The organism is Pseudarthrobacter sp. NPDC092202 (genome assembly GCF_044755505.1).
Taxonomy (GTDB): Bacteria; Actinomycetota; Actinomycetes; order Actinomycetales; family Micrococcaceae; genus Arthrobacter.
Genome location: NZ_JBIVRG010000003.1, coordinates 105,190 through 118,417, shown reverse-complemented (window position 1 = coordinate 118,417; position 13,228 = coordinate 105,190). Strand labels below are relative to the sequence as shown.

The following is a 13,228-nucleotide window of genomic DNA, read 5'->3' as shown; positions in this document are numbered from 1 at the left end:
GGTGCCGCGGTCACCGCGCGGCCCCGGTTCCGCGGCGGACCTCCGCTGAGGGAGCGGGCACTGCCACGTCCTGGTCAAACTGGCTCCAGGCAGACGCCACGGGCACAGCGGGCGCAACGGCCACCGCACGCCAGCCTCCCTGCCGGAGCACTTCCAGGGCCTCCCCAGCCTCGCCGGGTTTTTCCGTCACGATGACGGCGAAAGCATTGGTGGCGTAGCCGGCGGCCGGGGCAAGGGCGAGGGCTTCCATCCGCGAGAGTGTTCCGAGGACCGCGATCACCGGCCCCCTCATCCTGTGTGCGGAAAGTTTGTCCATGAGCAGGTCATCAAACGCCTCAGGTCCCGCGTCGGGGGCACCGGGGTCGCTGGCTGCGCTGACCCTGCCCGCCCACGTGCGAAGCACATTGTCGCGGTGTGCGTGGCGGGGCCCGGTCAGCTGGATGGCGGCAAGGCTTTCGGCGATGGACTGGAGACCGGCTGCGCCGCTGTATTCCTCGGCCTCCGGCTCCGGAGCGGACGGGGAGTGCAGGAAAGCGGGTCCGCCCCCGGTGTCCAGCAGCCGAAGCGCATAGTTCCGTTCCGCCAGGTGTGCGCTGATCGACATGACCGCCACGACCGACCATTCGAAGGTTCCGCTGCTCGCCATGGGGTGCCCGTCCGGGCCCGCCAAGCCGTCCGGCCGGCTGCCGGAACCTCCGGAATATGCAGCGTACCTGTGGTCCATGATGACCGTGGCCTCCGGCGTGGTGACGGATTCCTCCTGGCGCACCATGAGGTTTCCGTGGCGTGCCGTGGCCGCCCAGTGCACCCGCCGCATCGGGTCGCCGTGGCGGTACTCACGGGTCATCACGTCGTCGTCGCTGGGATTGGCGCGGATCCTGGTTGCCGTCACGCCGTCGTTGCCCCGCGCGCCGGCAAGTCCAGTGAGGGGAAGGACGACGGCGGCAGGCGTCACGGTGAGGATGTCGCCGTCGTCTATCGCCTGCCGGTGCAGTGACAAACCGAAAGGATCCGTGAATTCTGCGGTTACCGGGCCAATGAGGAACTGGCCCCGCTGGGCAGAACGGAGATGGTATTCATAGCGGCTGGTACCCCCGGTGGCTGCCCGGGAAGGGAACCGGAAAGCCGGCGACTCGCCAAAGCGGGCAGGCAGCTGCTCCTCCATGGTGGCGCTGCCGCTGCCGCTGCCCGTCCGTGCCACTGCGAGGCGCACGGCGGTGGGGGCGGACGTTTCCACGGGAGACGGAGTGAACTCGCGGTACACCCGGAACCGGGGCTTGACCAGCCGGATCCCGGCGAGGGAAACCAGGGGGAGGACAACCAGCAGTACGGCCAGGGTCAGAAGGTCCCTGCGGCCCATAACGTATGCGGCGCCCAACGCGACACCGCCGGCGGCGATCATGCCCCACCCCCGTTGGGTGAAGAGGTGCCGCGGCACCCTGTCCAGCAGCGCCATGGGCACCGCCTACTGGTTCCTGCTCAGCCCGGTGACCGGAGCGGCCGTCCTGCCCGCAGGTGCCGTATTCCTGGCCCCGGTTCCGGCGGCCTCGGAAGCCACGGGCAGGCGGGACAGGATGCCCCTCAGGACGCTGTGCGGGGTTTCCCCCGACCCTGCAGCCTTGCGGTCCAGGATGATCCGGTGCGCCAGGACGGCTTCGGCAACATGAACGACGTCGTCCGGCAGGACGAAGTCCCGGGCATCAAGGGCTGCGGTGGCTTTCGCGGCCCGCAGCAGCTGCAGCATGGACCGGGGGCTGGCACCGAGCCGGAGCAGCGGACTTTCCCTGGTGGCCCTGCCCAGCGATACGGTGTACTCCTTGACGGCCTGGGACACGTACACCTGCTGGACAGTGGTGATCATGGCAGCCACCTCCGCCGAGGTGACCACGGCGGAGACCTTGGCCAGGGGCGAGGTGGCCTGATGCGTTTCGAGCATCTCGATCTCGGCGTCCTTGTCCGGGTAGCCCATGGAGATCCGGGCCATGAACCGGTCCCGCTGGGCCTCGGGCAGCGGGTACGTCCCTTCCATTTCGATTGGATTCTGGGTGGCGACCACCATGAACGGCTCATCGAGCCGGTATGAGGTGCCGTCAACAGTGACCTGGTGCTCTTCCATGCATTCGAGCAACGCAGACTGGGTCTTGGCGGAGGCCCGGTTGATTTCATCGCCAATGACAATGTTGGCAAAGACCGCCCCGGGCCTGAACTCGAACAGCCGGGAGGACTGGTTGTAGATGGACACGCCAGTCACGTCAGACGGCAGCAGGTCCGGGGTGAACTGGATCCGGTTGACAGTGCAGTCGATGGTGCGGGCCAGGGTCTTTGCCAGCAGTGTTTTTCCCACTCCGGGCACGTCTTCGAGCAGCAGGTGCCCCTGGGCCAGCAGGACGGTCAGCGCCAGCCTGGCGGCGTCGGATTTCCCATCGATGACGGTATTGACAGACGAAAGGATGCGCTGCGTTGCCGCATGGAAGCCGGCTGCGTCCATGGCCGCCGGGCGGTGACCGTTGAGGTGGCTGACGGGATCAGCGAGTCCCGCCAGAGGGCGGTTCGCAGCGCTCACATCGTTGGCAGTGCGTCGGTGGGATTCCATCGGCAACCTTTCAGCCCGGGGTGTCACCTGGACGGGACAACAAGCCTGCCGTCGCCCGTCGGTGGGCGTTCGCATGTGTTCGTACCAGACTACTAACACAACTGCCGCAGCTGACAGAGAGTTCCGACAAAAATAGGGAGGGGCCGCAGCTAGGCTGGATGGATGTGTACGTCGCTTCCTCCTGCTGCTTACCAGGACCCCGCCACCGAAGACGCGCCGGAGCCGCGCAGTTCCCGGCAGAGAGCCTTCCCTCCGGCTCCTGAGCCCCTGCCGGTGCCGGTGATGGACAACCACACCCATCTGGACTTCCCGGATGGCAAGGCTCCCGTCGGAATATCGGCAGCGCTTGATGCCGCCGCAGCCGTGGGCGTCCAGGGTGCGGTCCAGGTGGGCTGCGATCTTGAATCATCGCGGTTCACGGTCCAGGCGGTGGACCTGGACCGGCGGTTACTGGGGGCTGTTGCGCTGCACCCCAATGATGCTCCCCGCTACGCCGCCCGCGGCCAGCTGGAGGAGGCGCTCGCGGAAATTGAACAGCTGGCCGCCCATCCGCGGATCAGGGCCATCGGAGAGACCGGCCTGGACTTCTACCGCACCGAGGGGGACGGCCTGGCGCACCAGCGCCATTCCTTCCGCAGGCACATCGACATCGCCAAAAGGCTGGACCTGACGCTCCAGATCCACGACAGGGACGCACACGACGACGTCGTCCAGGTGCTCCGCGAAGAAGGCGCGCCCGAACGGGTGGTCTTCCACTGCTTCTCCGGTGACGAGGAACTGGCAAAGACCTGCAACCAGGAGGGCTGGTGGATGTCTTTTGCCGGAACCCTGACCTTCCGTAATGCCAGCAACCTGCGCGCTGCGCTCGCGGTGGCGGACCCTGGGCTGGTCCTGGTGGAAACCGATGCGCCGTTCCTTACCCCGCATCCGCACCGGGGCCGGCCCAACGCCAGCTACATGGTCCCTTACACGGTCCGGGCGATGGCCGAATTGACAGGGGCGGACCTGGCCGGGCTCTGTGCAGGAATTGCCGCGAATACCGTGCAGGCATACGGAAGCTGGGACTAGCCAGCCGTTTTGCGGGCGTTATAATTTAGATACCCGGTATGCATATTTCTTGGTCCCTTTATAACGCTACGGTTACAGTGGACATTTATTAGCCGGGGTCGGGGAAGGCCAACGGGTAATTACACTTCTTTCTGCAGCAGGATTGCTGGGCGCTGTCCCGGCTTGCCCGTTGCGCGGAGTGGGCGGCGCAACGGTGCCCGGACTGCCATTGCTGGCGGTGCCGGGCCTTTTACTGCGCGATTCCCCGTGCCCGGACAGACCTAAAGTTACGGGCAAACGTGAGCAAGTTTTTCACATCGGACGGCAAGTTCAGTTTAGTCAAGGTTGGTGCCCAGCTTCTGGTGCTCTGTGCGCTCGTCGTGGGCCTCGTAGCCTTCGTGGGCAATAACAAAACCATCACACTCAACGTTGATGGAAAGGTCTCGTCCGTGCAGACGTTCGGCGGAACCGTGGGGCAGGTGGTCAAGAGCGCCAACCTGGAGCTGAACCCTGCAGACCGTGTGTCTCCGTCGGTTGATGCCTCGGTGCAGGACGGCACCGTTATCAACGTCAACAAGGCCAAGGAAGTCAAGGTCAGCCTTGACGGTTCCGAGAAGACGGTCAACACCACCGCGCAGGACGTTGCCGGCCTGGTCACCGAACTCGGCGTTGCCAGCGCGTCCTCGGTGTCCGTGCCCAAGGATGCCCAGCTTTCCATCGCCGGATCCTACGTCGCCATCTCCACCCCTAAGACCGTCAGCCTCGTTGCGGACGGCAAGGTGGATACCGCCACCACAACGGCCGCCACGGTGGGCAAGGTGCTCGAAGATGCCGGCTTGGTTCTGGGAGCCAACGACCGCTCCTCGCAGCCCGTCAACGCCCACGTGGTAAACAACATGGTCATCAAGGTCTCACGCGTTGACACCGGCCAGACCACAGTCAGCACCGAGGACGTTCCGTTCGAGACCGTGACGAGTGAGAGCAGCGAACTGCTCAAGGGTGAGAAGGAAATTACCCAGAAGGGCGCCGCAGGCAAGCTGGAGAAGACCTTCAAGCTGGTGCTGGTGGACGGCCGTGAAGCCTCGCGCAGCCTTGTGTCGGAGACGGTTACAGTGCAGCCCGTGGCCGAGAAAGTCTCCGTGGGAACCAAGCCGAAGCCCGTTGCCCAGGCTGCCCCCGCAGCAAGTGCCGCAGTCCCCGCAGGTACAGGCACCAACACCGGTGCTGCCGCTCCGGCCATGATGAACGAAGCCATGTGGGACAAGATCGCCCAGTGCGAGTCCACCGGAAACTGGAGCATCAACACCGGCAACGGCTACTACGGCGGCCTCCAGTTCGACATCCGGACCTGGATCGGCGCCGGCGGCGGGGCCTACGCTCCCAACGCCAGCCTTGCCACCAAGGCCCAGCAGATCGACATTGCCAACCGGGTCTACGCACAGCGCGGCCTTCAGCCGTGGGGTTGCGGCTGGGCTGCCACCAGCTGACCATAGCGATTGCGTGCCCGTCAGGGCGCTGCGGCCGGGTACGGACTTCCGTGCCCGGCCGCAGCCTTTAACGGGTCCGTCTGTCCCGGCCTTCCAAATCACCTGGGTCGCTGGCCGTTTACCGACCGATTTTCCCTCCTGCCGCTCCCTGGTCCGTCCCCGGCCTTTCCCGGGTTTTTACTCGTTTCGCACTCGTTTTCGCCTGTGGGGCGCCGTGCGCGGCGCGGGATAGGATACCTAGGTGACTGAACCAATCCCCGCGCCCGCACCGCTGTTTGGTGCATCCGACATTCGCCGGCTCGCGGAGGAGATCGGGATCCGCCCCACCAAGACCCTCGGCCAGAACTTTGTGATTGACGGAAACACCATCCGCCGGATCGTGGCCGCCGCAAGTGTTGGACCGGACGAGACGGTGCTGGAGGTGGGCCCGGGGCTGGGATCCCTGACCCTCGGACTGCTCGATGCCGCCGCGTCCGTGGTGGCAGTGGAAATAGACCCCGTGCTGGCCGCCAAACTCCCGGCAACGGTCAAGGAGTGGAGGCCATCGGCTGCAGCCCGCTTCCACCTGGTACACGCCGATGCCATGAAAGTCACGGAGCTCCCGGTGCAGCCCACCGCCCTGGTGGCCAACCTGCCCTACAACGTGGCGGTCCCGGTGGTGCTGCACCTGCTGCAGCATTTCCCCAGCCTGCAGCACGGGCTGGTGATGGTCCAGGATGAGGTGGCTGACCGGCTGGCCGCAGGCCCCGGATCCAAAACCTACGGCGTACCGTCAGTCAAAGCCGCCTGGTACAGCAAGATGCGCAAGGCCGGAGTCATCGGAATGAATGTTTTCTGGCCTGCGCCGAAAATCCACTCCGGGCTGGTCTCCTTTACGCGCCGCGAGCCTCCCGCAACCACGGCCACCCGGGAACAGGTCTTCGCCGTGGTGGACGCCGCCTTCGCCCAGCGCCGCAAAACCCTCAGGGCGGCCCTCGCCGGGTGGGCGGGAGGGGCGCCGGAAGCGGAACGCTGCCTGGTTGCTGCCGGCGTCGACCCCACGGCCAGGGGCGAGGTCATAGACATCCAGGCCTTCGCCAGGATCGCAGAAGCCAAGCAGGCGCCGGCATGAACGCCCTGCCAGGCCGGTTTGCCGCCAGGACAGTCCGGGTCAAAGCCCCCGGCAAAGTCAACGTCTCCCTCGAGGTAGGACCGCTCCGCCCCGATGGCTACCACTCGGTCGCGAGTGTCTACCTCGCCGTATCCCTCTACGAGGAAGTTGCGGCCACCAGCACCGAATCGCCGGGGATCACCCTCAGCCTCAGCCGGGCGAGCACCGTTGACCTGGACGCCGCCGACATTCCCCTGGACGGGAACAACCTGGCCTACAAGGCCGCAGCCATCATGGCCGACGTCTCAGAACGCCCCACCGGGGTCCACCTGGAGATCACCAAGCGGGTCCCCGTGGCCGGCGGCATGGGCGGCGGATCGGCTGATGCTGCCGCAACCCTCCTGGCATGCGACGCCCTGTGGAACAGCGGGCTTTCCCGCGAGGAACTTGCACACCTGGCCGCGGAACTGGGCGCCGACGTCCCCTTCTCCCTCCTGGGCGGCACGGCCGTGGGCCTGGGCGTGGGCGATGAGCTCTCCCCGGCGCTGGCGAAGGCCCAGACCCACTGGGTTCTCGTCACGGCGGACTACGGCCTTCCCACCCCCGAGGTGTACCGGACCCTGGACCGCATCAGGGACGCCGGCGGCATCCAGGCCGCCGAACCCACCGGAGTCGACCCCAAGATCCTCACCGCCCTCCGTGGCGGAGACGCCGAAGCGCTGGGCCGGGTCCTGGTCAACGACCTCCAGCGGGCATCCATTGAACTGGCACCGGCCCTGCGCGATACGCTGGGTATCGGGGAGTCGCACGGAGCCATTGCGGGCATCGTCTCCGGGTCCGGGCCCACTGTGGCCCTGTTGGCCGACGACCCGGTGGCGGCGGAAGGCCTGGCCGCCGACCTGCGGCATTACGGCCTCACGGCCCTCGCCGTCCACGGCCCGGTACCGGGCGCGCGCATCATCTCCGACACGCACCTCTAAGTCTTCAAATCCTCCCTCAGCGGCAGAAAGCAGTTCCTTGTGGCACACCTTCTTGGCGGCGAGAACCTGACGGTCTCCTACGCAACACGCACCGTCCTGGACGGCATCACCCTGGGGCTGGAGGAAGGTGACAGGATCGGCATGGTGGGCCGCAACGGTGACGGCAAGTCCACGTTGATGCGGCTGCTTGCCCTGCGTTCAACCCCCGATTCGGGCCGGGTCACCAAACGCGGCGACGTCAACGTGGGTTACCTGGACCAAAGCGACGTGCTCGACGGCGACCTGACGGTGGGTGCGGCGATCGTGGGGGACCAGGCGGACTACGAATGGGCCCGCAACCCCCAGATCCGTGAAGTTATGGGCGGGCTTGTTTCCGACGTCGACTGGCACGCCAACGTCCACGCACTGTCCGGCGGACAGAAGCGGCGCGTGGCCCTGGCCAAGCTCCTGATCGAGGACCACGACGTCATCATGCTCGACGAACCGACCAACCACCTCGACGTCGAGGGCGTGGCGTGGCTGTCCCGGCACCTAAAGACCCGGTGGCGCGCCAACCAGGGCGCATTCCTGGTGGTCACCCACGACCGCTGGTTCCTCGATGAAGTCTGCAACAAGACGTGGGAAGTCCACGACGGCATCGTTGATCCTTTCGAAGGCGGATACGCGGCTTACGTGCTCGCCCGCGCCGAGCGTGACCGCTCCGCCTCCGTTATGGAAGGCAAGCGGCAGCAGCTGGTTAAGAAGGAGCTGGCCTGGCTCCGCCGCGGCGCTCCTGCCCGGACCGCAAAGCCGAAGTTCCGCATCGAGGCCGCCAACGCCCTCATCGCCGACGTGCCCGCCCCCCGCGACTCGATGGCCCTCAGCAAGATGGCCACCGCACGCCAGGGCAAGGACGTGCTGGACCTGGAAAATGTCTCCCTGGACTTCCAAGGTGGAGAGGACGGACGGAAGCTCTTCGATAACATCACCCTGCGGTTGGCCCCCGGCGAACGCCTGGGACTGGTAGGCGTCAACGGCGCCGGCAAGACCACCCTGCTGAAACTCCTTAACGGGGAAATCACCCCCGACGCCGGAAAGGTTAAGCGGGGCAAGACAGTGGTCACCGCGGTCCTCAGCCAGGAGGTCAAGGAGCTCGACGACGTCTCGGACCTGCGCGTCATCGAAGTCATTGAACGCGAAAAGCGTTCCTTCAACGTTGGCGGCAAGGAGTTCAGCGCCGGCCAGCTGGTTGAACAGCTTGGCTTCACCAACGAGAAGCAGTGGACCCCGGTCAAGGACCTCTCCGGCGGCGAGCGGCGCCGCCTGCAGCTCCTGCGGCTGCTGGTGGGGGAGCCCAACGTCCTGATGCTCGACGAGCCCACGAACGACCTGGACACGGATACCCTCGCGGCCGTGGAGGATGTGCTGGACGGCTGGCCGGGAACCCTTGTGGTTGTCAGCCACGACCGGTACCTCCTGGAGCGCGTCACCGACCACCAGATGGCGCTCCTCGGCGACGGAAAGCTCCGCGGCCTTCCCGGCGGTGTTGACCAGTACCTCGAGCTGCGCGAGTCCGCACTGGCAGGGTCCACGGTGACCGGCGGCGGCAACCCCGTCACCAGCGCCGGATCCGCGCCGGCATCTGCGGCTGCCTCCGGCGCCTCGGAAGCCGAAAAGCGCGACGCCCGGAAAGCCAAGAACCGCATCGAGCGCCAGCTGGGCAAGCTCGAACAGCAGGAGAAGAAAGTCCACGACCAGATGGTCAAAAGCACCGAGCAGTCGGACTTCGATGCCCTGGCCGAACAGAACAAAAAGCTTAAGGACCTGGCGGGAGAACGCGAAGCCCTCGAGCTCGAATGGTTGGAAGCACTCGAGGTCCTCGGCGAGTAGCCACTTTATGGTCGACGGCGCGGTGCCCCGGGTTGGGTGCCGCAGCCGGCCCTTCGACGTCGGCCCGCCTTGGGTGCCGCAGCTGGCCCTTCCGCGTCGCTTAGACACGTCGCAAAGGGGGCATTCCGGTCGCTGGGCGACCTCCATGCCCCGATGCGCCGCGATGCGCTCCTTTCGGAAGAACCAGCTCCGGCGCACGGAAGTCACCTTCCCGAAGAATCACCTCCCGACAACGAACGCCACCTCATGCCGAGGAGCAGCAGGCAACCCCCTCATCCACCTTCGGCAGGTGGATGAGGGGGTGGGTGCGGGGCGACTCCCCAACGGAACCTTCGCCAGGTGGGGCGGGAGACAGCTCGGGACGAAACTCAAACACTCGTGCCGTGGGGACCCTTCGCCCGACGGAACTTCCGCACGAGCGGTGCGGGGGGCCTTCGTGTAGTCGCGCATCGCGGCGCATCGTGGCGTGAAGGTCGCCCAGCGACCGGTGGGCCCTTTTGGCCCGTGTCTAAGCGACGGCGAAGGTCTCCTGCGCCGCGAACCTGGCCACGGACGCCGGCGAAAGTCTCCTGCACCGCGAAGGTGACCGAAGGCCACGAAAGGTGAGGCTCAGCCCTCGGACATCAGTTCCGGGTCTTTTTTGAGGCCGGTGAGGCCGTTCCAGGCGAGGTTGACCAGGTGCGCGGCGACGGTGTGCTTGTCCGGCTGGCGGCTGTCCTGCCACCATTGGCCGGTCATCGCCACCATGCCCACGAGCATCTGGGCGTACATGGCCCCGTCCTCGCCGCTGAGGCCGCGGCGCGAGAATTCGTCGGAGAGGATGTGTTCCACGCGGGCGGTGACGTGGGAGAGCAGCGTGGAGAAGGCGCCCTCGGGCTGCGACGGCGGTGCGTCCCGCATCAGGATCCGGAACCCTTCCGTGCGGTCCTCGATGTAGGTCAACAGTGCCAGGGCCGCCCGTTCCACGAGGACCCTGGGCTTCGCCTCTTCGGTCAGGGCGGCGCTGATGGCGTCGAGGAGGAGCCGGAACTCGTGGTCCACCACCTGGGTGTACAGGCCTTCCTTGGAACCGAAGTGCTCGTAGATCACCGGCTTGGACACCCCGGCGCACGCCGCAATCTCCTCGATAGTGGTCCCGTCCAGGCCCCTTGCGGCGAAAAGTCCGCGTCCGACGTCGATCAGCTGGCTCCGCCGCTGCAGGCCGGTCATGCGTGTCCGCGGAGGGTTGTTGCTCACATTTCCATCATGCACCACCGGTCACGGGCAGGACTGCAGCGGGACGGCAGGCGTACCGCGGTCCGCGAAACCTGAGTCGCGGAACCGGTGGGACTGTCCCGTGTCGCGCAGCGCCCCGAACCCGTGGCAAAATAACTACTTGTGCCCGGCCGCGCGCCACGGCACGGTCCGCTCTGGTGTAATGGCAGCACCCCGGCCTTTGGAGCCGTGGAGTATAGGTTCGAATCCTATGGGCGGAACTGCTGCGCATGGAGCGTTCAGTAGCATGACATACGGTGCGGCCCGCAATGCGGCCGGACACCGTCAGCGCGAGCATAACCAAGCAAGGAGAGCCCGTACGTGATCCCCGAGAACACCGGCCCGGCCGCAGTCATCGTCCTGGCGGCAGGCGCCGGTACCCGGATGAAGTCGCGTACCCCCAAGATCCTGCATGAGATCGGCGGCAGGTCCATGGTGGCCCATGCTCTGCTGGCCGCCCGCAGCGTCAACCCCCGGCAACTGGCCATCGTGGTCCGCCATGAACGCGACCTGGTGGCGCGCCACCTCGCGGACGTCGACCCGGCGGCAGTGATCGTGGACCAGGATGACATCCCGGGCACCGGCCGTGCCGTGGAAGTCGCCCTCCAGGCCCTCGACGCCAGCGGGCCCCTGGCGGGAACCGTGGTGGTGACGTACGGCGACGTGCCCCTGCTCACCGGCGCCCTGCTTGCTGAACTCGTGGCCACCCACGAGCGCGAGGCCAACGCCGTGACCGTGCTGACGGCCGTCCTGGACGACGCCACAGGCTACGGCAGGATCCTCCGCGGTGAGGATGGAACGGTCACCGGCATCCGTGAGCACAAGGACTCCTCTGAAACGGAGCGGCTCATCCGGGAAGTCAATTCAGGCATTTACGCCTTCGACGCAGCTGTTCTCCGCGATGCCCTGGCCCACGTGACCACTGACAATTCACAGGGCGAAAAGTACCTGACGGATGTGCTGGGCCTGGCCCGTGAGTCAGGCGGCCGCGTGGCCGCCGTCGTCACTGCGGACCGCTGGCAGGTGGAAGGCGCCAATGACCGCGTCCAGCTCTCGGCCCTCGGCGCCGAGCTGAACCGCCGCACGGTGGAGGCCTGGATGCGCGCCGGCGTGACGGTAGTGGACCCCGCAACCACCTGGATCGACTCGTCGGTGACCCTTGACGAGGATGTCCGCATCCTCCCCAACACGCAGCTTCACGGCACCACCACTGTGGCCCGGGACGCCGTCGTCGGCCCCGATACCACCCTGACGGACGTCACCGTCGGCGAGGGCGCCACCGTGACCCGCACCCATGGTTCCGGGGCTGTCATCGGCGCCCGCGCCGCCGTCGGGCCCTTCACCTACCTCCGCCCGGGCACGGTGCTGGGGGAGACCGGCAAGATCGGCGCCTTCTACGAAACCAAGAATGTGACCATCGGGCGCGGCTCCAAGCTCTCGCACCTCGGCTATGCCGGTGACGCCGAAATCGGCGAGGACACCAACATTGGCTGCGGAAACATCACCGCAAATTACGACGGCGAGAAGAAGCACCGCACGGTGATCGGCTCAGGCGTCCGCACGGGTTCCAACACCGTCTTTGTTGCCCCGGTCACCGTGGGGGACGGCGCCTACAGCGGCGCCGGCGCGGTGATCCGCAAGGACGTGCCCGCGGGAGCGCTCGTGCTGACAGTCGCAGCGCAGCGCAACACGGAGGGCTGGGTGGCGGCGAACCGCCCCGGAACCCGCTCCGCTGAACTGGCCCAGGCAGCCACCAAAGATTCCTCAAGTACCCCGGCATCTACAGAAGAGGGCAACCAACCATGAGCGAAATTACGGCGCGCGGCGAAAAGAAGCTGGTGCTCGCCACCGGACGGGCCCACCCCGAGCTGGCCCGGGAAATCGCCAAGGAACTGGGTACCGAACTGCTGCCCGTGGACGCCTACGACTTCGCCAATGGCGAGATCTACGTCCGCGCCGGCGAGAGTGTCCGCGGCACCGATGCGTTCGTCATCCAGGCGCACCCGGCACCGCTGAACAACTGGCTGATGGAACAGCTGATCATGATCGATTCCCTGAAGCGCGCCTCCGCCAAGCGCATCACGGTGGTCTCGCCGTTCTACCCCTACGCCCGCCAGGACAAGAAGGGACGCGGCCGCGAACCCATCTCGGCCCGGCTGGTAGCGGACCTGTATAAGACGGCAGGCGCAGACCGCATCATGAGCGTGGACCTGCACACCTCGCAGATCCAGGGCTTCTTCGACGGTCCGGTGGACCACCTCATGGCCATCCCGCTCCTGGCTGACTACATCCGCACCCGGGTGGACGCCGAGAACGTTACCGTTGTCTCCCCGGACACCGGACGCGTGCGGGTGGCGGAGCAGTGGGCAGAGCGCCTGGGCGGCGCGCCGCTCGCGTTCGTGCACAAGATGCGCGACCTGACGGTGCCCAACCAGGCTGTTTCCAAGACTGTGGTGGGCCAGATCGAGGGGCGCACCTGCGTCCTGATCGACGACATGATCGACACCGGCGGAACCATTTCCGGTGCCGTCCAGGTGCTGAAGAACGCCGGGGCGAAAGACGTCATCATCGCGGCCACCCACGCGGTCTTCTCCGATCCCGCCGCCAAGCGGCTCTCGGAGTCCGGCGCGCGCGAGGTAGTGGTGACCAACACCCTTCCGCTCACCGGATCCCAGCGCTTCCCCCAGCTGACGGTGCTCTCCATCGCACCGCTGATCGCCCGCGCCGTTCGTGAGGTCTTCGACGACGGCTCGGTCACCAGCCTCTTCGACGGCAACGCGTAGGTTCGACGGCAACGCTTAGGCAGGCCCGCGGCGCCGGTCCCGTTTTCAGTAAACAGGACCGGCGCTGGTAAGCTTGTCAGCGATACCTTGGCGAGGGAGAGCGCCGGTCACCGTTCACTCGGTCA

Annotated in this window: 10 protein-coding genes and 1 tRNA gene; 8 read left to right on the top strand and 3 right to left on the bottom strand. The window is 66.5% G+C overall.

Features of this window, described 5'->3' with window-relative positions; all coding sequences use genetic code 11:
- Positions 1–10 precede the first annotated feature (10 nt).
- Entirely contained in the window at positions 11–1,456 is a 1,446-nt protein-coding gene (locus ACIQF4_RS06760; RefSeq protein ID WP_350003789.1) for a DUF58 domain-containing protein, read from the bottom strand.
- A 9-nt stretch (positions 1,457–1,465) separates the two neighbouring features.
- The gene (locus ACIQF4_RS06755) at positions 1,466–2,593 is read right to left on the bottom strand and encodes an AAA family ATPase (RefSeq protein WP_400515374.1); all 1,128 of its coding nucleotides are present in this window, start codon (positions 2,591–2,593) and stop codon (positions 1,466–1,468) included.
- Between the two features lie 162 nt (positions 2,594–2,755).
- On the opposite strand from ACIQF4_RS06755, the gene ACIQF4_RS06750 reads away from it, so the two are divergent.
- From ACIQF4_RS06750 to ACIQF4_RS06730, 5 genes are all read left to right on the top strand, one after another.
- Positions 2,756–3,661, top strand: a complete 906-nt coding sequence (locus ACIQF4_RS06750; protein WP_400515375.1) for a TatD family hydrolase — start codon at positions 2,756–2,758, stop codon at positions 3,659–3,661.
- A 278-nt stretch (positions 3,662–3,939) separates the two neighbouring features.
- A complete protein-coding gene (locus tag ACIQF4_RS06745; RefSeq protein ID WP_400515377.1) occupies positions 3,940–5,127 on the top strand; it encodes a transglycosylase family protein in 1,188 nt (395 codons plus the stop codon).
- A 241-nt stretch (positions 5,128–5,368) separates the two neighbouring features.
- On the top strand, positions 5,369–6,238 hold the full coding sequence (gene rsmA, locus ACIQF4_RS06740; RefSeq protein WP_400515379.1) for a 16S rRNA (adenine(1518)-N(6)/adenine(1519)-N(6))-dimethyltransferase RsmA: 870 nt from the start codon (positions 5,369–5,371) through the stop codon (positions 6,236–6,238).
- Entirely contained in the window at positions 6,235–7,197 is a 963-nt protein-coding gene (locus ACIQF4_RS06735) for a 4-(cytidine 5'-diphospho)-2-C-methyl-D-erythritol kinase (RefSeq protein WP_350003784.1), read from the top strand. The genes rsmA and ACIQF4_RS06735 overlap by 4 nt, the downstream gene beginning before the upstream one ends.
- Before the next feature lie 39 nt (positions 7,198–7,236).
- Positions 7,237–9,066 carry an ABC-F family ATP-binding cassette domain-containing protein gene (locus ACIQF4_RS06730; RefSeq protein WP_350003783.1) on the top strand — a complete coding sequence of 610 codons (1,830 nt, stop codon included), beginning with the start codon at positions 7,237–7,239 and terminating at the stop codon, positions 9,064–9,066.
- 609 nt (positions 9,067–9,675) lie between these two features.
- Here the strand turns inward: ACIQF4_RS06730 and ACIQF4_RS06725 are convergent.
- The gene (locus tag ACIQF4_RS06725; RefSeq protein ID WP_400515381.1) at positions 9,676–10,302 is read right to left on the bottom strand and encodes a TetR/AcrR family transcriptional regulator; all 627 of its coding nucleotides are present in this window, start codon (positions 10,300–10,302) and stop codon (positions 9,676–9,678) included.
- 167 nt (positions 10,303–10,469) lie between these two features.
- Here ACIQF4_RS06725 and ACIQF4_RS06720 point away from each other — a divergent pair.
- The 3 genes from ACIQF4_RS06720 (at position 10,470) to ACIQF4_RS06710 (ending at position 13,103) form a co-directional block, all read left to right on the top strand.
- A tRNA-Gln gene (locus ACIQF4_RS06720) sits at positions 10,470–10,541 on the top strand.
- A 100-nt stretch (positions 10,542–10,641) separates the two neighbouring features.
- On the top strand, positions 10,642–12,126 hold the full coding sequence (gene glmU / locus ACIQF4_RS06715) for a bifunctional UDP-N-acetylglucosamine diphosphorylase/glucosamine-1-phosphate N-acetyltransferase GlmU (RefSeq protein WP_400515384.1): 1,485 nt from the start codon (positions 10,642–10,644) through the stop codon (positions 12,124–12,126).
- A complete protein-coding gene (locus ACIQF4_RS06710; protein ID WP_104185336.1) occupies positions 12,123–13,103 on the top strand; it encodes a ribose-phosphate diphosphokinase in 981 nt (326 codons plus the stop codon). The genes glmU and ACIQF4_RS06710 overlap by 4 nt, the downstream gene beginning before the upstream one ends.
- Positions 13,104–13,228: the final 125 nt, after the last annotated feature.